The organism is Promicromonospora sp. NPDC057488 (assembly GCF_042802395.1).
In the GTDB taxonomy this organism is placed as follows: domain Bacteria; phylum Actinomycetota; class Actinomycetes; order Actinomycetales; family Cellulomonadaceae; genus Promicromonospora.
Genome location: NZ_JBHVEG010000127.1, coordinates 1 through 18,558 on the forward strand (window position 1 = coordinate 1; position 18,558 = coordinate 18,558).

17 protein-coding genes are annotated in these 18,558 nt (G+C 70.7%); 14 read left to right on the forward strand and 3 right to left on the reverse strand.

Annotation, left to right across the window (positions count from 1 at the left end):
* Positions 1–57: 57 nt before the first annotated feature.
* Complete coding sequence (locus tag ACFU5G_RS21510; protein WP_377249403.1) at positions 58–1,590, reverse strand: alpha-N-arabinofuranosidase; 1,533 nt, start codon at positions 1,588–1,590, stop codon at positions 58–60.
* A 116-nt stretch (positions 1,591–1,706) separates the two neighbouring features.
* Between ACFU5G_RS21510 and ACFU5G_RS21515 the strand changes: the two genes are divergently transcribed.
* The 11 genes from ACFU5G_RS21515 (at position 1,707) to ACFU5G_RS21565 (ending at position 13,104) form a co-directional block, all read left to right on the forward strand.
* The gene (locus ACFU5G_RS21515) at positions 1,707–2,783 is read left to right on the forward strand and encodes a LacI family DNA-binding transcriptional regulator (protein WP_377249405.1); all 1,077 of its coding nucleotides are present in this window, start codon (positions 1,707–1,709) and stop codon (positions 2,781–2,783) included.
* Positions 2,784–2,904: 121 nt separating this feature from the next.
* Positions 2,905–3,144, forward strand: a complete 240-nt coding sequence (locus ACFU5G_RS21520) for a hypothetical protein (RefSeq protein WP_377249407.1) — start codon at positions 2,905–2,907, stop codon at positions 3,142–3,144.
* 132 nt (positions 3,145–3,276) lie between these two features.
* Entirely contained in the window at positions 3,277–4,629 is a 1,353-nt protein-coding gene (locus ACFU5G_RS21525; protein WP_377249409.1) for an ABC transporter substrate-binding protein, read from the forward strand.
* On the forward strand, positions 4,626–5,561 hold the full coding sequence (locus tag ACFU5G_RS21530; protein WP_377233900.1) for a carbohydrate ABC transporter permease: 936 nt from the start codon (positions 4,626–4,628) through the stop codon (positions 5,559–5,561). Before ACFU5G_RS21525 ends, ACFU5G_RS21530 begins: the two co-directional genes overlap by 4 nt.
* Entirely contained in the window at positions 5,561–6,472 is a 912-nt protein-coding gene (locus ACFU5G_RS21535) for a carbohydrate ABC transporter permease (RefSeq protein WP_377249411.1), read from the forward strand. The genes ACFU5G_RS21530 and ACFU5G_RS21535 overlap by 1 nt, the downstream gene beginning before the upstream one ends.
* A 255-nt stretch (positions 6,473–6,727) precedes the next feature.
* The gene (gene chvE / locus ACFU5G_RS21540; RefSeq protein WP_377249413.1) at positions 6,728–7,906 is read left to right on the forward strand and encodes a multiple monosaccharide ABC transporter substrate-binding protein; all 1,179 of its coding nucleotides are present in this window, start codon (positions 6,728–6,730) and stop codon (positions 7,904–7,906) included.
* 156 nt (positions 7,907–8,062) lie between these two features.
* A complete protein-coding gene (mmsA, locus tag ACFU5G_RS21545; protein ID WP_377249415.1) occupies positions 8,063–9,643 on the forward strand; it encodes a multiple monosaccharide ABC transporter ATP-binding protein in 1,581 nt (526 codons plus the stop codon).
* Positions 9,640–10,821, forward strand: coding sequence for a multiple monosaccharide ABC transporter permease (mmsB, locus tag ACFU5G_RS21550; protein ID WP_377249417.1), 1,182 nt, complete (start codon positions 9,640–9,642; stop codon positions 10,819–10,821). Before mmsA ends, mmsB begins: the two co-directional genes overlap by 4 nt.
* A gap of 113 nt (positions 10,822–10,934) precedes the next feature.
* Positions 10,935–11,561, forward strand: coding sequence for a TetR/AcrR family transcriptional regulator (locus ACFU5G_RS21555; protein ID WP_377249419.1), 627 nt, complete (start codon positions 10,935–10,937; stop codon positions 11,559–11,561).
* 26 nt (positions 11,562–11,587) lie between these two features.
* Positions 11,588–12,382 (forward strand): ABC transporter ATP-binding protein, encoded by a 795-nt coding sequence (locus ACFU5G_RS21560; RefSeq protein WP_377249421.1) that lies wholly within the window; start codon positions 11,588–11,590, stop codon positions 12,380–12,382.
* Positions 12,379–13,104 (forward strand): ABC transporter permease, encoded by a 726-nt coding sequence (locus ACFU5G_RS21565; protein WP_377249423.1) that lies wholly within the window; start codon positions 12,379–12,381, stop codon positions 13,102–13,104. The genes ACFU5G_RS21560 and ACFU5G_RS21565 overlap by 4 nt, the downstream gene beginning before the upstream one ends.
* 51 nt (positions 13,105–13,155) lie before the next feature.
* On the opposite strand, the gene ACFU5G_RS21570 is transcribed toward ACFU5G_RS21565, so the two are convergent.
* Together ACFU5G_RS21570 and ACFU5G_RS21575 are read right to left on the reverse strand one after the other, a co-directional pair.
* Positions 13,156–14,487, reverse strand: a complete 1,332-nt coding sequence (locus ACFU5G_RS21570; protein WP_377249425.1) for a phytase — start codon at positions 14,485–14,487, stop codon at positions 13,156–13,158.
* A gap of 184 nt (positions 14,488–14,671) precedes the next feature.
* Complete coding sequence (locus tag ACFU5G_RS21575) at positions 14,672–15,847, reverse strand: acetoin utilization protein AcuC (RefSeq protein WP_377249427.1); 1,176 nt, start codon at positions 15,845–15,847, stop codon at positions 14,672–14,674.
* Between the two features lie 164 nt (positions 15,848–16,011).
* On the opposite strand from ACFU5G_RS21575, the gene ACFU5G_RS21580 reads away from it, so the two are divergent.
* The 3 genes from ACFU5G_RS21580 (at position 16,012) to ACFU5G_RS21590 (ending at position 18,508) form a co-directional block, all read left to right on the forward strand.
* Complete coding sequence (locus tag ACFU5G_RS21580; protein ID WP_377249429.1) at positions 16,012–17,412, forward strand: TrkH family potassium uptake protein; 1,401 nt, start codon at positions 16,012–16,014, stop codon at positions 17,410–17,412.
* 105 nt (positions 17,413–17,517) lie between these two features.
* Positions 17,518–18,186: a TrkA family potassium uptake protein gene (locus ACFU5G_RS21585; RefSeq protein WP_020016003.1), complete on the forward strand. Its 669-nt coding sequence runs from the start codon at positions 17,518–17,520 to the stop codon at positions 18,184–18,186.
* A 223-nt stretch (positions 18,187–18,409) separates the two neighbouring features.
* Positions 18,410–18,508, forward strand: a complete 99-nt coding sequence (locus tag ACFU5G_RS21590) for a 30S ribosomal protein bS22 (RefSeq protein WP_003792170.1) — start codon at positions 18,410–18,412, stop codon at positions 18,506–18,508.
* The last annotated feature ends 50 nt before the right edge of the window (positions 18,509–18,558 follow it).

Sequence of the window (18,558 nt, forward strand, 5' to 3'; positions counted from 1 at the left end):
CGGTGGTCGAGCTTGTCGAGACCTGGATCGGTCTCGACAAGCTCGACCGGCGATCGGCTAGCGGGTCGCCAGCGCTCCCGACAGCGCTGTCCACGACTCCGGCGGCAGCGTCACCGTCGTGGTCGTCCCGTCGCCCGCCGCGACGCGGCCCGCTACGTCGAACGTGCCCCAATGGGCCTGGGCCACCTTCTCGGCGTGCGCGGGGCCCGCGACGGCGGCCTCGTGGTCGGCGGTCATCGACCAGCCCTCGGTGACGTCCAGCGCCGCGCCCGGGTGCGCCAGCTCGACCTTGACCGGCTCGGGGGAGCGGTTGGTCAGGAACAGTGCCACGGCGCCGTCGGACAGCGTGGCGGCCGCCGTCACCGACGGCACCTCGCCGTGCGCCTTGGTGGTGATGCCCGGCGTCGTCACGCGCAGGTCCAGCGCCTCGCCCTGGGCGAGCCGCGCCGTCGTCGCGAACGGGTGGAACGTGGGCTGCCGCCAGGCCTCGCCGCCCGGCTCGGTCATGATCGGCGCGATCACGTTGACGAGCTGGGCGAGGCACGCGACCGGCACGCGGTCGGCGTGGTTCAGGAGCGTGACCAGCAGGTCGCCCACCACGACGGCGTCGAGCCCCGAGTAGACGTCCTCGATGATGCGCGGCGCGTCCCGCTGGATCGGCAGGTTCTCCTCGCCCGGGAACCGGGTGGTCAGGTACCAGACGTTCCACTCGTCGAAGCTCACGGTGATCTTCTTGTCCGAGCGGCGCTGCGCCCCCACGGCGTCGGCCGAGGCCACGACCCGCTCGATGAACCGGTCCATCGCGGTGCCCGAGCCGAGGAACGACGCGCGGTCGCCGTCGACCTCCTCGTAGTAGGCGTGCATCGAGATGTGGTCCACCAGGTCGTAGGTGTACTCCAGGACGGTGCGCTCCCACTCGCCGAACGTCGCCATCTGCATGGACGACGAGCCGCACGCCACGAGCTCGATCGACGGGTCCACGAGCTTCATCGCGGCGCCGGCGTTGCGGGCCAGCTTGCCGTACTCGTGCGCGTCCTTGTGGCCGATCTGCCACGGGCCGTCCATCTCGTTGCCCAGGCACCAGAGCTTGATGCCGTACGGCTTCTCGCGGCCGTTGGCGATGCGGAGGTCGGCCCAGCGGGTGCCGGCCTCGCCGTTGCAGTACTCCAGGAGCGCCACGGCCTCCTCGACGCCGCGCGTGCCGAGGTTGACCGCCATCATCGGCTGGATGCCCTCGCGCTCGGCCCACTGCAGGAACTCGTCGGTGCCCACCAGGTTGGGCTCGACGGTGCGCCAGGCCAGGTCGAGGAACGGCTTGCGCTGCTCCACGGGCCCGACGGCGTCCTCCCACCGGTAGTTCGACACGAAGTTGCCGCCCGGGTACCGGACGGTGGTGACGCCCAGCTCCCGGGTCAGGTCGGCGACGTCGCGGCGGAAGCCGTGCTCGTCCGACGTCGGATGGCCGGGCTCGTGGATGCCCGTGTACACGGCGCGGCCCAGGTGCTCCACGAAGGAGCCGAAGAGGCGGCGGTCGACGGTACCCACGGTGAAGTCGGGGTGCAGCAGGACGCGGGTGCGGGAGGTCGTCATTGTTCCTCGCTGATCGGTCGGCGGTTCTACAACGTTGCACACTAGCCGATGGACGACGCGGCAGCGATGCCCGTCCTCTACCCTGTGGAAAAACTCGCCGACCGGAGGCTGGCAGCGTGGCCGTGACGATGCATGACGTGGCGCAGCGCGCCGGCGTCTCGATCAAGACCGTGTCGAACGTGGTGAACGGCTATCCGTACATCCGCGCCGCCACCAAGGAGCGTGTCGAGGCCGCGATCGAGGAGCTGGGCTACCGGGTCAACATGTCCGCGCGGAACCTGCGCACGCGTCGCACGGGCCTGATCACGCTCGCGGTCCCGGAGCTGTCGCTCCCGTACTTCGCGGAGCTCGCGGACGCCGTCATCTCCGCCGCCGACGCCGCCGGCTGGACCGTGCTCATCGAGCAGACCAGCGCGAGCCGCGAGCGGGAGACCGAGGTGCTCTCGGGCCGGCGCCGCCACCTCACCGACGGCCTGATCTTCTCGCCGCTGGCGCTCGGCCCGGACGACATCGGCCTGTTCTCCGTGGACTTCCCGCTGGTCATCCTCGGCGAGCGCGTGTTCGGCGCGCCCGCCGACCACGTGACCATGAACAACGTGGCCGCGGCCAAGGCGGCGACGCTCCACCTGGCGTCGCTCGGACGCCGCCGGATCGCCGTGATCGGCGCGCACGCGGGGGAGCAGGTCGGCTCGGCCGCGCTGCGCACCGAGGGCTACCGCGCGGGCCTGGCGGAGGCCGGGCTGCCGTTCGACCCGGCGCTGATCGGCGAGGCGGGCCTCTGGCACCGCTCGACCGGCGCCGAGGCGATGAGCCGCATGCTCGACGACGGCGTGGAGATCGACGCCGTCTTCGCCCTCAACGACGCGCTGGCGCTCGGCGCGCTGCACGCCCTGCACGCGCACCGGATCGAGGTGCCGGGCCAGGTGGCGCTCATCGGCTTCGACGACGTCGACGACGCGCGGTACTCCGTGCCGGCGCTCTCGTCCGTGGACCCCGGGCGCGACCAGATCGCGCACACCGCGGTGGAGCTGCTGCTGGAGCGCATCGCCGCGACCGGCGAACCCGCGCCCTTCCGCAAGGTGGTGCCGGACTCGCGCATCGTGGGCCGCGAGTCCACGGGCGAGGACGGCGCGGTGGTCGGCGTCCAGCCGGGCGGCACCGAGCAGGTGGCCGCCGACATGACCTGGGCCTGAGGTGGACAGGAGCACCAGGCCTCGCACCTGGTTCCGACGAGGGCTTGTCGCGCTGCTCGCGGCCGTCGCCGTCTGGGGGCACGGCTTCGTCGAAGGGTCCGGGGGTAACGACGTCGCAGAGATGTGCCAGCAGGTCCACGGGCAGCCCTTCGACTGGGACTACCGGCACCGCGAGTGGAGCGGCCCGCAACCGCTGTACCCGCTCCACAACATGTGCAACCAGCACTACGACCTGGTTCCTGGCTGGATCAACCCGACTGTCGCCGTCCTGACTGTTTCCGGCGGTGGCATGGTTCTCCTCGCCGCCGCGGGGTGGGCGTCAGGGGTCGTGAGCCGGCTGATCCGGGCCACTCGCGCCTGAACCCTTGCCACGGCGGCATGGTTGCCGGTAGAACGGTGCCCGGCGTTCCTACAACGTTGAAAAGTGACCCGGCGACGACGCCGGGAGCGCCGTGGTCCCCGACCGCGGAGCACCGAATCAAGGAGGACTCGGATGCGTACTTCTGCCCGACGCCGAGGCGTGGCTGCCGCAGCCGCCGTGGCCGTATCCGCCGTCGGCCTCACGGCCTGCTCCGGCGGAGGCGGGAGCGCCGCGGAGGCGACCTGCACCAACGAGATCAAGCAGCCCGACGCCGCCCAGGTGACGGTCTGGGCCTGGTACCCGTCGTTCGAGTCCGTGGTGGACAACTTCAACGAGACCCACACCGACCTGCAGGTCTGCTGGACCAACGCGGGCCAGGGCGCGGACGAGTACAACAAGTTCCAGACCGCGATCGAGGCCGGCACCGGCGCGCCCGACGTGATCATGCTCGAGGCCGAGGTGCTGCCCACCTTCACGATCCTCGAGTCGCTCGTGGACCTGTCCGAGTACGGCGCCGCCGAGCTGGAGGGCGACTACACGCCCGGCTCCTGGTCGGACGTCTCCAACGGCGACGCGGTCTACGCGATCCCCGTGGACGGCGGCCCGATGGGCATGCTCTACCGCGCCGACATCTTCGAGGAGTACGGCGTCGAGGTGCCGACCACCTGGGACGAGTTCGCGACCGCGGCGCAGGACCTGCGCGACGCCGGCTTCGAGGGGCACATCACCGACTTCCCGACCAACGGCAACGCCCTCAACTACGCGCTGTTCGCCCAGAACGGCTGGGAGCCGTTCCAGTACGACGCCGCCAAGCCGACCGAGGTGGGCATCACCGTCGACAGCCCGGAGGCCGAGGAGGTCCTGAGCTACTGGAAGGGCCTGATCGACGACGACCTGGTGGCCACCGAGGACGCGTTCACCACCGACTACAACGCGGCGCTCGTGGACGGCACCTACGCCGTCTACCTCGCGGCCGCGTGGGGCCCCGGCTACCTGCAGGGCCTGTCGGAGGCCGACGCCGACGCCGAGTGGCGCGCGGCCCCGCTGCCGCAGTGGGACGCCGACAACCCGGTGCAGGTGAACTGGGGCGGCTCCACCTTCGCGGTGACCGCGCAGTCCGAGCAGCCGGAGGCGGCCGCGACCGTGGCCAAGGAGCTGTTCGACACCGACGAGGCATGGAAGCTCGGTGTGGAGGAGGCGGCCCTGTGGCCGCAGTGGAAGCCGATGCTCGAGTCGGACTGGTTCACCGGCCTGGAGGCGCCGTTCTTCGGCGGGCAGAAGATCAACGAGGAGGTGTTCCTCGACGCCGCCAACGGGTACGAGGGCTTCTCGTTCAGCCCGTTCCAGGTCTACGCCTACGACCAGCAGACGCAGGCCCTGTACGACATGGTGCAGAACGGCACCGACGCCGCCACGGCGCTCGGCACCGTCCAGGACGGGCTGGTGCAGTACGCCACCGAGCAGGGCTTCACGGTCTCCGAATGAGCGCGAGCAAGAGCGCCGTCGCGCCGTCCGCGACCCGCCCCACCAGCAAGATCGCCAGCCGGCGGCAGCGCTGGGGATACGTCTACGTGGCGCCGTTCGCCGCCGTGTTCGCCGTGTTCCTGGTGCTGCCCCTGGGCTACGCGCTGTGGATGAGCCTGCACAACAAGGGCATCGCCACGGCCGGGCGCAGCGTGTTCGTGGGCGCCGACAACTACGTCAAGGCGTTCACGGACCCGGTGTTCCTGGAGGGCCTGTGGCGGGTGCTGCGGTTCGTGCTGGTCATGGTGCCGGTGCAGATCGTGGTCGCCCTCGTGGCGGCGCTCCTGCTCGACACGCTCGCCACCCGGCTCAGCCGGGCTACGCGCCTGCTGATCTTCGTGCCGTACGCGATCCCGGCGGTGATCGGGGCGCTCATGTGGGGCTTCCTGTACAGCCCCCGGTTCGGCCCGGCGCAGGACGTCTTCGGCCTGGTCGGCCTCACGGCGCCGAACTTCCTCAGCTCCGCCAACATCTTCGGGTCGCTGGTCAACATCGTGACCTGGCAGTGGGTGGGCTACTACATGATCATCATCTATGCCGCCCTGCGGTCGATCGACCCCTCGGTCTACGAGGCCGCGGTGCTCGACGGCGCGGACGGGCGCCAGATCGCGCTGCGCATCAAGGTGCCGATGATCTCGTCGTCGATGGTGATGATCGTCGTCTTCGCGCTCATCGGCACCCTGCAGTTCTTCACGGAGCCGCAGGTCCTGCGGTCCTCCGCGCAGGGCGCCATCCCGTCCGACTACACCCCGAACATGTACGCGTTCGCGACGGCGTTCAACTACAGCCAGTTCAACTACGCCTCGACGCTGGCGTTCGCCCTCGGGTTCCTGGTGTTCGTGGGCTCGTACGTGTTCCTGTTCCTGACGCGCAAGCAGAGCGGGCTCAAGTGATGGCGACCTCGACCCTTACCACCAAGGCCCGCACCGACCGCACGGCGCGGGACACGTCCGGCCCCGTGGGCCAGGGCCGCCGCATCGGCTCGCACGTGGTGCTCGTCATCCTGGCGATCTACTTCGTGGTGCCGCTGTGGTGGCTCGCGGTGGCGTCCACCAAGACCAACGCGGGCCTGTTCGCCGGGGACGCGCTCTGGTTCGGCTCCGACTTCGCCCTGTGGGACAACGTCACGGGGCTGTTCACCCACCAGGGCGGCATCTACTGGACGTGGTTCCGCAACTCGTTCGTGTACGCGGTCGCCGGCGGCGTGGGCGCCACCGTGCTCTCGGTGCTCGCCGGCTACGGCCTGGCCAAGTACCGGTTCCGCGGGCGCTCCGTGTTCTTCGCGCTGCTCCTGGGCTCGGTCATGGTGCCGATGACGGCGCTGGTCATCCCCACCTTCGTGCTGCTCAGCGGCATGGGCCTGCTGAACACGATGTGGGCCGTCATCCTGCCGTCGCTGCTGAGCCCCGTCGGCGTCTACCTGGTGCGGGTCTACGCCCAGGACGCCGTCCCGGAGGAGGTGCTCGACGCCGGGCGGGTCGACGGCGCGGGCGAGCTCCGGCTCTTCTTCCAGGTGGTGCTGCCGCTGCTGCGCCCGGCGATCGTGACTGTGCTGCTCCTCACCACCGTCGCCACGTGGAACAACTTCTTCCTGCCGCTCGCCGTGCTCCGCGACCCGAACCTGCTCCCCGTGACGGTCGGCATCTACAACTGGCAGGCCCTCTCGAACGCCGGCGCGGGCGGCGAACAGGTCTGGAACCTGATCGTCACGGGCTCGTTCCTGTCGGTGGTCCCGCTGGTCGCGGCGTTTCTCTCGTTGCAGAAGTACTGGCAGGGCGGCCTGTCGCTCGGCAGCGTCCGCTGAGGGGCGCGCGGGCCCGGACCGCGCGCCCCGGATTCAAGAGTTGACTGTATCGATGCCGTAACCATCCAAGAAGTTCTCCTTACTTACCCGCGACCACGGCTACGGTGATCCCCGTCACCGAACGATCGTGGCGGTTCTCAGCCGACACGGTTTTGACCAATGGGCTTGTGAGCGTTCACAATCTGTTGCGTTCACAAAGTGAAGTCGGCCGGGTTGCAGAGACGTTGCCCGGGCAACACTCGAAGAGGAGAAGTCATGGCAAGGAAGCTGTGGGCAACGCGCGGTCTGGCCGCGCTGGCAACGGGCGCGATGGCCGTCTCTCTCGCCGCGTGCGGCGGTAGCGGCGCCGGTGGTAACGGCGCCGGCGGCGGCGACGGCGCGGGCGACGGCGAGGCCGGTGGCCTCGTGGGCGTGGCCATGCCGACCCAGACGTACGAGCGCTGGATCGCCGACGGCGACGCCGTGAAGACCGGCCTCGAGGACGCCGGCTACGACGTCGACCTGCAGTTCGCGGGCGACGACATCCCGACCCAGCAGCAGCAGATCGACGCGATGATCAACAAGGGCGCCGAGGCGCTCATCATCGCCTCGATCGACGGCACCGCGCTGGGCAGCCAGCTCGAGGCCGCCGCTGCCGCGGACATCCCGGTCATCTCCTACGACCGCCTGATCCGCGACTCGGAGAACGTCGACTTCTACGTCACGTTCGACAACTTCCAGGTGGGCGTGCAGCAGGGCACCTCGCTGCTGACCGGCCTGGGCATCCTCGACGAGAACGGCGAGGAGGCCGCGGACGCGCCCGAGGGCCCGTTCAACGTGGAGCTGTTCGCCGGCTCGCCCGACGACAACAACGCCGGGTTCTTCTTCGACGGCGCGATGTCGGTGCTCCAGCCGTACATCGACGACAAGACGCTCGTCGTGCCCTCGAAGCAGACCGACTTCGGCACCGTCGCCATCCAGCGCTGGGAGCAGGAGCGTGCGCAGAAGCGCATGGAGGACCTGCTGACCTCCACGTACACCAAGGGTGACGTGAACGTCGACGGCGTGCTGGCCCCGGCCGACGTCATCTCGCGCGGCATCATCACGGCCCTGGAGAACTCCGGCTACGGCAAGGGCGACCTCGCGATGCCGATCATCACGGGCCAGGACGCCGAGGCGTCGTCCGCCAAGCTGATCGTCGAGGGCGCGCAGTACTCGACCATCTTCAAGGACACCCGTCTGCTGGCCGAGCAGGCCGTCACCGCCGCCACGTCCTACCTCGAGGGCAACGAGCCCGAGGCGAACGACACCGAGACGTACGACAACGGCAAGAAGGTCGTGCCGTCGTACCTGCTCCCCACGGTGATCGTCACCAAGGACAACCTGCAGGCCGAGCTGGTCGACTCCGGCTACCTCACCGAGGACGAGGTCGCCTCCGGTCAGGTCGACGAGTAGGTCTTACCTCCTCGCGAGACCGGCGCGACACCGCCATGGCCCCTGGGCCGGCCGGCCGGGACACCTCCGTGTCCTGACCGGCCGGCCCGGGGCCGACGGGCGGGCGTCGCACACAGCAACATCTCTACTGGCGACAAGCACGCGACAAGGACTGGCATGGCCGATTCGGCGCCGACCGACATCCTCGAGATGCGCGGCATCACCAAGACATTTCCTGGGGTCAAGGCGCTCCAGGACGTCAACCTCACCGTCCGCCGGGGCGAGATCCACGCGATCTGCGGCGAGAACGGGGCGGGCAAGTCGACCCTCATGAAGGTGCTGTCGGGCGTGTACCCGCACGGCACCTACGAGGGCGACATCGTGCTCGACGGCGAGACCGCCCAGTTCGGCACGATCAACGACTCCGAGGCGCGGGGCGTGGTGATCATCCACCAGGAGCTCGCCCTCGTCCCGTACCTGTCGATCGCCGAGAACATCTTCCTCGGGAACGAGCGCCTCCGGGCCGGCGGCGCCATCGACTGGAACCGGACCAATGCCGAGGCCGCCGACCTGCTCGCGCGGGTGGGCCTGAGCGAGTCGCCCACGACGCCCATCTCCGCGCTCGGCGTGGGCAAGCAGCAGCTCGTCGAGATCGCCAAGGCGATCTCCAAGGACGTGCGCCTGCTCATCCTCGACGAGCCGACGGCGGCGCTGAACGACAACGACTCCGAGCACCTGCTCGGTCTGCTCCGGCAGTTCAAGGAGCAGGGCATCACGTCGATCATGATCTCCCACAAGCTGGCCGAGATCGCCGAGATCGCGGACCGCACCACGATCATCCGGGACGGCCGGTCGATCGAGACGTTCGACATGGCCACGGCGGGCGCCTCGTCCGACGAGATCCAGGACCGCATCATCCGCGGCATGGTGGGCCGTGACCTCGACAACCGGTACCCCGACCGCGTGTCGCACCCCGGCGAGGAGGTGCTGCGCATCGAGAACTGGACCGTGCACCACCCGACCCAGCCCGGGCGCGTCGTCGTCGACAACGCGCACCTTAACGTCCGCGCCGGCGAGGTCGTCGGCATCGCCGGCCTCATGGGCGCCGGGCGCACCGAGCTCGCGATGTCGCTGTTCGGCCGCTCCTACGGGCGGGACATCAGCGGCACGGCGTACATCCACGGCAAGCCGGTCGACGTGCACAACGTGCCGGACGCGATCAAGGCGGGCATCGCCTACGTGTCCGAGGACCGCAAGCAGTACGGGCTGAACCTCATCGAGGACATCCGGCGCAACATCTCGGCGGCGAGCCTCGGCAAGCTGGCCAAGAACGGCTTCGTGGACGAGAACGAGGAGCTCAAGGTCGCGGAGGAGTACCGCGCGTCCATGAACATCCGCACCCCCAACGTGCTGATGGAGGTGGGCAAGCTCTCGGGCGGCAACCAGCAGAAGGTCGTGCTGTCCAAGTGGCTGTACACCGCGCCCGAGGTGCTGATCCTCGACGAGCCCACCCGCGGCATCGACGTCGGCGCCAAGTACGAGATCTACACCATCATCAACGAGCTGGTCGCGGCAGGGAAGGCCGTGCTGGTCATCTCGTCGGAGCTCCCCGAGCTCCTCGGGATCTGCGACCGCATCTACACCCTGGCCTTCGGCCGTATCACTGGCGAGGTCGACGTGCCCTCCGCCACTCAGGAAGGACTCATGGCCCTCATGACGCAGGAGACCACGCAGGAGACGCAGGAGGCGACGGCATGACCGGCATCGCCAACATCCGGGATCTGCTCACCCGGAACATCCGCACCAGCGGTATCTACATCGCGTTCGTGCTGATCATCGTGCTGTTCTCGGTGCTGACCGACGGACTGCTGCTCAGCTCGCGCAACCTCACCAGCCTCGTGCTGCAGTTCTCGTACATCCTGATCCTCGCCATCGGCATGGTGATCATCATCATCGGCGGGCACATCGACCTGTCGGTGGGTTCGGTGGTCGCGCTCACCGGCGCCATCGCCGCCGTCGTCGTCATCCGGAACGGCCTGCCCTGGTGGGTCGGCGTGCTCGCGGCGCTCGGCACGGGTCTGCTGGTCGGGGCCTGGCAAGGATTCTGGGTCGCGTACGTAGGGATCCCAGCGTTCATCGTGACGTTGGCCGGCATGCTCCTGTTCCGCGGCCTCACCCTCCAGGTGCTCAACAACGTCTCGCTCTCGCCGTTCCCGAGCGAGTACACGAGCATCGCCACGGGCTTCTTCAACGGCCTGCTCGGCGGCTACGGCTACGACACCTTCACGCTCGTCATCTTCGCGGTCGGCGTGCTGGGCTTCGCGTACAACTCCTGGCGCACCCGCCGGGCCCGGATCGCCTACAACCAGACGGTCGAGGCGCCGGTGCTGTTCGTGCTGAAGATCGTGGTGGTCGCCGCCGTCGTCATGTGGTTCGCCTGGAACCTCGCCACGTACCGCGGTCTGCCCGCCGTGCTGATCATCCTGGCCGTGCTGGTGATGGCCTACACGCTGGTCACCAAGCACAGCGTGTTCGGCCGCCACGTCTACGCCATCGGCGGCAACCTCGCCGCGGCGCAGCTCTCCGGTGTCCGGGTCAAGCGCGTGAACTTCTGGATGTTCGTGAACATGGGCTTCCTCGCCTCCGTCGCGGGCATCGTGTTCTCCGCCCGGTCGAGCGCCGCCCAGCCGGGCGCGGGCAACATGTTCGAGCTCGACGCGATCGCGGCGTGCTTCATCGGTGGCGCCGCCGTGACCGGCGGCATCGGCACCGTGACCGGCGCGATGGTCGGTGGTCTGATCATGGCCGTCATGTCGAACGGCATGTCGCTCATGGGCGTCGACCAGTCGACGCAGCAGATCGTCAAGGGCATCGTGCTGCTCCTGGCCGTCGCGTTCGACGTCTGGAACAAGAAGCGGGCGTCGGCCACCCGCTGACCCGCGTCCCGCCGAGGTAGAACCGTGGCGAGGTAGAACCGCAGCACGAGTCTGCGGTTCTACCTCGCCACAGTTCTACCTCGGCGTTCTCGGGGGTGGGCGAGAATGGCCGGATGGCCCAACCTGATGCCGCGCCGCGGCGCGGCCGCCGTCCCGCCGGGCAGGACGCCCGCGCCGAGATCCTCGCCGCCGCCCGGGACGAGTTCGTCGAGCGCGGGTACGAGGCGTCGTCGCTGCGGTCCGTCGCGCGCCGTGCGGGTGTGGACCCCGGCACCGTGCGGCACTGGTTCCCCGACAAGGCGCGCCTGCTGACGGCGACCCTCGGGGTCGCGGGGATCGAGCCCGACAAGGTCGTCGAGCAGGTGGCCGCCGGCCCGGTCGAGTCGCTGGGGGAGCGCCTCGCCGCGGCCGTGATCGGCATCTGGGACTTCGACGGCGGGGACACGGTCCGCGTGGTCATCCCGGCCGTCATGTCCGACACCGAGCTGCGCGGCCTGCTGCCGCAGTTCATCGGCGCGGCCATCCTGGCGCCCGTGATGCGGGCCCTCGACGTGCCCGACGCCGCGCTGCGCACCGGGCTCGTCGCGGCGCAGATGTCCGGCGTCCTGCTGACCCGGTACCTGATCCCGGTGGAGCCGCTGGCCTCGCTCGCCCCGGCCGACGTCGCGCGGCTCGTGGGCCCCACCCTGCAGCGTTACCTCACCGGGCCGCTCCCGGACGCCGGAGGTCTTGCGCCGTAGCCCGCGCCGGGAGCACAATTCCTCACATGAGGAAAAACGCGGTCGTCATCCGGGACCTGCGGGTCGTCCGCGGCGACAGGACGGTCATCGACGGGCTCCGGCTCGACGTGCCCGCGGGGTCCGTCGTCGGCCTGCTGGGGCCGTCCGGCTCGGGCAAGACCACGCTCATGCGCGCCGTCGTGGGCGTCCAGGACAAGGTCACCGGCACCGTGCGGGTCCTGGACGATGCCGCGGGCAGCCCCGCCCTGCGCCGCCGGGTGGGCTACATGACCCAGGACGCCAGCGTCTACGCCGACCTCACCGTGGTGCAGAACCTGCGGTACTTCGCCGCGCTGGCCGGCGTCCCGTCCCCCGGGAAGGCCGTGGCGGACGCCGTCGCCGTCGTCGACCTCGGCGGGCACGAGAAGCAGCGCGTGGGCACCCTGTCCGGCGGCGAGCGGTCCCGCGTCTCGCTGGCCGCCGCCCTCGTGGGCGACCCCGAGCTGCTCGTCCTGGACGAGCCGACCGTGGGCCTCGACCCGGTGCTGCGGCGCGACCTGTGGGCCGTGTTCCGGCGGCTGTCGGCCGAGGGGCGCACGCTCCTGGTCTCCAGCCACGTCATGGACGAGGCCACGCAGTGCGACCGCCTGCTCCTGATGCGTGCGGGCGGCCTGGTCGCGGACACCACGCCCGACGACCTGCTGACCAGCACCGGGGCGCCGGACGCCGAGCGCGCGTTCCTCGCCCTGATCGACGCGGCGGACGCCGTCGAGACGGACGCCGTCGCGACGCCGCCGGTCGAGACGCCGCCGGCCGAGACGCACGAGGAGACCACACGATGACCCTGACCCTCGCCACCGCCGGCCGCGTGCTGTCCCAGCTGCGCGGCGACCACCGCACCGTGGCCCTCATCATGCTCCTGCCGTGCCTGCTCATCGGCCTGATCGCCTGGATGTTCCACGACCAGCCCCAGGTGGTCGACCAGTTCGGCCCCATGCTGGTGGGCCTGTTCCCGCTCATCGTGATGTTCCTGGTCACGAGCGTGGCGACGCTGCGCGAGCGGCAGTCCGGCACGCTGGAGCGGCTGATGACGACGCCGATCCGCAAGGGCGACTTCGTGGCGGGCTACGGCCTGGCGTTCGCGACGCTCGCGCTCGTGCAGGCGCTCGTGGTGGTCGGCTTCGCCGTGCTGGTGGGCATGGACGTGGCCGGCCCGCTCTGGCTCGTCGTGGTGGTCGCGCTGCTCGACGCGATCCTCGGCTGCACCCTCGGCCTGGCCGCCTCGGCGCTGGCCCGGAGCGAGTTCCAGGCGGTCCAGATGATGCCCGCGATCCTGTTCCCGCAGCTCATCACCTGCGGGCTGCTCATGCCGCGCGACCAGATGCCCGAGGTGCTGGAGTGGCTGTCCCGCGTCTTCCCGCTCACCTACGCGATCGAGGCGATGACGTCGCTCGCCGCGGGAGACGACTGGTCCGACGTCCGCGGCGCCGTCGGCGTGATCGTCCTGTTCATCGTGGGTGCGGTGGTGCTCGGCATCCTCACGCTCCGCCGCCGGACGGCGTGATCCGTGTCAGACGTACAGGTCCCTGGAGGGACCTGTACGTCTGACACGTCGTCAGTGGAGGTGCAGGGCCTTCTCGACGTCGCCCCAGTGCACGTACGAGAAGCCCGTGGCGTCCCGGCCCGGGTCGACGTCGGGCCCGGTCTCGGGCTCGTCGTGCGTGACCAGCAGCCCGGACCCGTACTCCCCGACGGGCGCGTTGGACACCGCGAGGCCGTCGGAGCCGTTGACGTCGTCCACGCCGTCGCCCGCCACGCGGAAGGCGCCGAGCGAACGGTTGCGGCCGGTCAGCGCGTAGACGGGGTAGGTGTCGTCGCCCTGGCTGGAGACGATCACGTACCCGGTGCGCCCGGGGCCGTACCAGATGTCGACGCCCTCGGCGTCGGCGGTCAGGTTCGTCCCGCCGTACGACGGCGCCTCCGGGTCCACCGGGGCGCACTCCTCGGTCTCGGGGTCGTAGGCGTCGTGCACGCCGAAGTCCCGGACCTTGTCGACGAGGCGCGGCGCGCCCGAGCCGAGCGGCAGCGGCACCCGCCACAGGCCGACGTCCTCCTGCGTGGCGTACAGCGTGCCGGTGCGGCGGTCGACCGCCACCCCTTCGAGCTGCGGCTCGACGCCCGGCTCCTCGCACGGCACCCAGGTGGTGCCGTCCGGCAGCCGGAACTCGCCGGGGAGCTCCAGGTGCTCGACGTCGGTGTAGCCCACGCCGTCCGGCCCGGTCGTGAGTCGCGCCGTCGCGATGGTGGTGCTGCCCTCCTGCGTCACGACGGCGTACGTGCCGCCGCGCCGCGGCTGGTAGACGGCCAAGCCGTACGCGGTCTGGTCCGCGGCGACCGTCTCCCGGTCCGGGCTGAACAGGAACTCCAGCTCCGGGGCCGTGATCTCGGTGAGCGGCGTCGCGGCGTCGGCCCCCGCGGGGTCGATCGCGAAGAAGCGGATCTGGTCGTTGTACCGGTCCGAGACGACGGCGACATCGGTCGCTCGGCCGCCGACCTTCAGGCCGTAGGCGATGTCCACGTTGTTGAACCGGCCGGGCACGCCGTCCGCGCGCGGGGCCGGCGTGGCCGCGACCGACTGCAGCTCGGCCGCGGCCACGTCGTAGACCCGGAGCCCGCCCTCCTTGGCCGTCGCGACGACGATCGAGCGCGCCGAGTCGTCCGGGTGCACCCAGATCGCGGGGTCGTCGCCGGACGCGTTGCCGCCGGCCTCGTCGTCGTACAGCGGGGGAGTCTCCACGGAGGTGGTGACGGTGGCGGTCCGGTGCTTTCCGCCGCCGCCGGCCCCGGCGTCCGGGCCGTCCGCGACGGCCGACGCGGGCGCCGCGACCGGTGCGAGCAGGGACACGAGCAGCAGGGCGGCCGGCAGGCCGGCGAGGCGACGTCGCATGCCCCAGAGCCTCCCGCCCCCAGATGTCGCCGACCTGAACTCCACACGAATGCTTCGGCCGCCGATCCGGGCGTTGCGGTCTCCGGCCGCGGTGGCCTCCCCTTCGAGGCCCGACATTTCTCCTCTTTGACGCGCGCCAAAGCGAAGAAAAGTCGGGCTTCGAAGGGGAGCCGCCGGCCGGTCGTCAGTCCAGCAGCGGGTCCAGACCCCAGTGGGGGAAGACGGCGCGGCGGGTGGCCTGGACCGCGCGGTCGACGGCGTCGGCCGGGTCGTAGCCGTCGCGCCAGCTCCGGAACGGGACCTCGGCCGTGCCCAGCGTGTGCGCGGCCTCCAGGTCCAGGGCCTCCACCGCCGCGCACCACGCGGCGGGCAGCTCGGCCCCGCGCTCCAGGGGCTCGTGCGCGGCCTCGGCGACGAGCGCCGCCCAGGCGAGCGGGACGACGTCGGACACCGCGTAACCGCCGCCGCCCAGGGCGAGCCAGCGGCCGTCGGCGTGCTCGTGCGCGAGCGCGTGCGCCCACTGCTGCGCGGTGGTCTGCGCGTCCACGGAGACGTTGAGGTTCGACAGCGGGTCGCGCCCGTGGGCGTCGCAGCCGTGCTGGGAGACGATCGCCTGCGGGCGGTGCTCGCGGACCAGCGCGGGGACCACCGCGTCGATCGCCCGCAGCCACGCGGCGCCCGACGTGCGCGCCGGGACGGGGATGTTCACGGCGGTGCCCTCGGCGGGGCCGGGCATGCCGACGTCGGACGAGGCGCCCGTGCCGGGGAACAGGGTGCGGCCGTCCTCGTGGATCGAGACGGTCAGCACGCGCGGGTCGTCCCAGAAGATGGCCTCGACGCCGTCGCCGTGGTGCGCGTCGAAGTCCAGGTAGGCGACGCGCTCCGCGCCGAGGTCCAGCAGGCGCTGGATCGCCGCGGCGGCGTCGTTGTACACGCAGAAGCCGGACGCCGCGCCCGGCATCGCGTGGTGCATGCCGCCCGCGACGTTGACGCCGTGCGCGATCTCGCCGTGCCACAGGGCGTCGGCGAGCGCGACCGACCCGCCGAGCTGCCGCGCGGCGGCCTCGTGCATGCCCACGAACAGCGGGTCGTCGTCGGTGCCCAGACCGCGCATCAGGTCGGGCTCCAGCGTGGTCCCGGCGTGCCGGACGGCGGCCACGTAGTCGGCGTCGTGCACGGTCTCGATGACGGCGTCGGTGGCGGGCTCGGCGTCCACCACCTCCAGCGTGGGCCGGTCGAGCAGGCCGAGCGCCTCGATGAGCCGCATCGTCAGGTCGAGCCGGGCGGGCGCCATGGGGTGCCCGGGGCCGAAGTCGTACTCGAGGAGTCGCGGACTCCAGACCAGCCGGGCGAGGTGCACCCGCCCACGGTAACGGACCGCGCCGGGGAGGGTCGCCGTGGTTCAGAACGGGCGCGTGCTCGGGCGAAGACGGGTCCCGCGCGGGACTTCTGCCCGGCAGGGGCCCTCCGGCGTGGCAGAGTAGGGCGTCGATCGTCGGGAATGCAGGGGAGGGAGCAGGTCGGATGGCGCCGATCTTCCGGCACAGGCTGTTCGGCATCCGGGAGCTGGTGGACGAGCTGGCCTTCCGGGCTCCGGCCCGCCTCGCCGTCACCGTCTTCGCGGGTGTGATCGGGCTGTTCGCGATCCTGCTGCTCGTCCCGTTCGCGACCGCCGACGGCGAGGGCGCGAGCTTCGTCGACGCGCTGTTCACCGCGGTGTCCGCCGTCTGCGTCACGGGCCTGGTGGTCCAGGACACGGCGACCTACTGGTCGTTCTACGGGCAGGTCGTCATCCTCGCTGGCATCAAGGTGGGCGGCTTCGGCATCATGACCGTCGCCTCGCTGCTCGGCATGATGGTGTCGCGCAAGATCGGGCTGACGCAGAAGCTGCTCACGGCGTCGGAGACCAAGACGAGCCGGCTGGGCGACGTCGGCTCGCTGGTCCGCGTCATCATCATCACCGCGACCACGCTCGAGCTGTCGATCGCGCTGCTGCTCTTCCCGCGCTTCCTGATCCTCGAGGACAACGTGGGCACCGCGGCCTGGCACTCCCTGTTCTACGGGATCTCCGCGTTCAACAACGCGGGGTTCGTGCCGACCGCGGACGGCCTCATGCCGCACGTGGGGGACTGGACGCTCCTGCTGCCGATCGCGCTCGGCGTCTTCATCGGCGCGCTCGGCTTCCCCGTGATCCTCAACATCCAGCGGTCGCTGCCCCGGCCGGGCCACCGTTGGCACGGCTGGACCAAGCGGCTCTCCCTGCACAGCAAGCTGACGCTCGTGACCAGCTTCGCGCTGCTCGTGGCGGGCGCCGTGCTGCTCCTGGTGCTGGAGTGGACCAACCCCCGGACGTTCGGTCCGCTGAGCGTGGGGGACAAGCTGCTCGCCGCCCTGTTCGCCGGGATCATGCCGCGCTCGGGCGGGTTCAGCACCGTGGACATCGGCGCCATGCACGAGTCGAGCTGGCTCATCCAGGACGCGCTGATGTTCGTGGGCGGTGGCTCGGCGTCCACCGCGGGCGGTATCAAGGTGACCACGCTCGCGGTCATGCTGCTGGCGATCATCGCCGAGGCGCGGGGCGACCGGGACATCGAGGCGTTCGGCCGCCGGATCCCACGCGACGTGCTGCGGCTCTCGATCGCGGTCGTGTTCACGGGCGCGAGCATCGTGCTGGTCTCGTGCGTCGCGCTGCTGCAGCTCACCGACCTCCCCCTGTCCAAGGTGCTGTTCGAGGTGCTGTCGGCGTTCGCGACCGTCGGCCTCACGACCGGCATCACGTACGACCTGCCCGACGCCGGAAAATACGTGCTGGCCGCCCTGATGTTCGTGGGGCGTACCGGGGCGGTGACCGTCGTGGCGGTGCTGGCCCTTCGCGACCGGCGGCGCATCGTACGCTTCCCGGAGGAACGACCCATCATCGGGTGAGGCCGGAGTGCAGTGCAGGGTGCGGGCCGAGGAACGAGGCACGCGCCCGGAACGGAACGCAGGCCGCACGCGACAGACAACATCGGGTGACAGGAGAGGACTACCGTGCCGGAGAAGAAGCCCGAGCGGGACGCGGGTGTGCTGGTGATCGGCCTGGGCCGGTTCGGGTCGGCGATCGGTGCCACCCTGGACCGGCTGGGCCAGGACGTGCTGGCGGTCGAGCAGGACCCCACGCTGGTGGCCCAGTGGTCGGGGCGGCTGCCGCTGGTCGAGGCCGACGCGTCCAACCCGGACGCGCTGGAGCAGCTCGGGGCCAAGGACTTCGGCGTCGCGGTGGTGGGCGTCGGCTCGTCGCTCGAGGCGTCGGTGCTGATCACGGGCAACCTGGTGGACCTCGGGACGCCGCAGATCTGGGCCAAGGCCATCTCCGCCGAGCACGGCCGCATCCTGACCCGGATCGGCGCGCACCACGTCGTCTTCCCGGAGGCCGACGCCGGTTCGCGCGTGGCCCACCTGGTCAGCGGCAAGCTGCTCGACTACATCGAGGTCGAGGACGGGTTCACCATCGTCAAGATGCGCCCGCCGCGGGAGGCGCAGGGCTTCACGCTCGCGCAGTCGAACATCCGCAAGCGCTACGGCATCACCGTGATCGGGGTGAAGTCGCCGGGCGTGGACTTCGTCTACGCGACGCCGGAGACCCGGGTCTCGGCCAACGACCTGCTTGTCTGCTCGGGCCACGCCGACCTGCTGGAGCGGTTCGCCGCCAGGCCGTGACCCGGTGCGCCGACGTCGTTCTCCGGGCGGCTCCGGCGCACCTCACACCGCTGTCGATTACGGGGCGCGCGGCAGAGCAGGTAGCCTAGGTAGCGGACTCCTTTTCGTGTTGGTCGGCCATCGTCACTATGGCGTCACTGTCCCGGACCAACCGTGGACCATTTCGCCGCGCGGCCCGTCGTCGGGCCGCCGCCGACCGACCGACCGAACATTGTGAGGACCTATGGGCTCCGTCATCAAGAAGCGCCGCAAGCGCATGGCCAAGAAGAAGCACCGCAAGCTGCTTCGCAAGACGCGCCACCAGCGCCGCAACAAGAAGTGACGCGCGCGCCGTCGGGCGCGTGACGAGCAGGCCCGGCCCCTCGAGGGGCC

Bases quoted from the DNA above. Each gene is read 5' to 3' on its own strand.
- ACFU5G_RS21570 (WP_377249425.1), bottom strand. From the start codon at position 14,487: ATGCGACGTCGCCTCGCCGGCCTGCCGGCCGCCCTGCTGCTCGTGTCC.
- ACFU5G_RS21580 (WP_377249429.1), top strand. From the start codon at position 16,012: ATGGCGCCGATCTTCCGGCACAGGCTGTTCGGCATCCGGGAGCTGGTG.
- chvE (WP_377249413.1), top strand. From the start codon at position 6,728: ATGGCAAGGAAGCTGTGGGCAACGCGCGGTCTGGCCGCGCTGGCAACG.
- ACFU5G_RS21565 (WP_377249423.1), top strand. From the start codon at position 12,379: ATGACCCTGACCCTCGCCACCGCCGGCCGCGTGCTGTCCCAGCTGCGC.
- ACFU5G_RS21525 (WP_377249409.1), top strand. From the start codon at position 3,277: ATGCGTACTTCTGCCCGACGCCGAGGCGTGGCTGCCGCAGCCGCCGTG.
- ACFU5G_RS21530 (WP_377233900.1), top strand. From the start codon at position 4,626: ATGAGCGCGAGCAAGAGCGCCGTCGCGCCGTCCGCGACCCGCCCCACC.
- ACFU5G_RS21520 (WP_377249407.1), top strand. From the start codon at position 2,905: ATGTGCCAGCAGGTCCACGGGCAGCCCTTCGACTGGGACTACCGGCAC.
- ACFU5G_RS21535 (WP_377249411.1), top strand. From the start codon at position 5,561: ATGGCGACCTCGACCCTTACCACCAAGGCCCGCACCGACCGCACGGCG.
- ACFU5G_RS21560 (WP_377249421.1), top strand. From the start codon at position 11,588: ATGAGGAAAAACGCGGTCGTCATCCGGGACCTGCGGGTCGTCCGCGGC.
- mmsB (WP_377249417.1), top strand. From the start codon at position 9,640: ATGACCGGCATCGCCAACATCCGGGATCTGCTCACCCGGAACATCCGC.
- ACFU5G_RS21590 (WP_003792170.1), top strand. From the start codon at position 18,410: ATGGGCTCCGTCATCAAGAAGCGCCGCAAGCGCATGGCCAAGAAGAAG.
- mmsA (WP_377249415.1), top strand. From the start codon at position 8,063: ATGGCCGATTCGGCGCCGACCGACATCCTCGAGATGCGCGGCATCACC.
- ACFU5G_RS21510 (WP_377249403.1), bottom strand. From the start codon at position 1,590: ATGACGACCTCCCGCACCCGCGTCCTGCTGCACCCCGACTTCACCGTG.
- ACFU5G_RS21555 (WP_377249419.1), top strand. From the start codon at position 10,935: ATGGCCCAACCTGATGCCGCGCCGCGGCGCGGCCGCCGTCCCGCCGGG.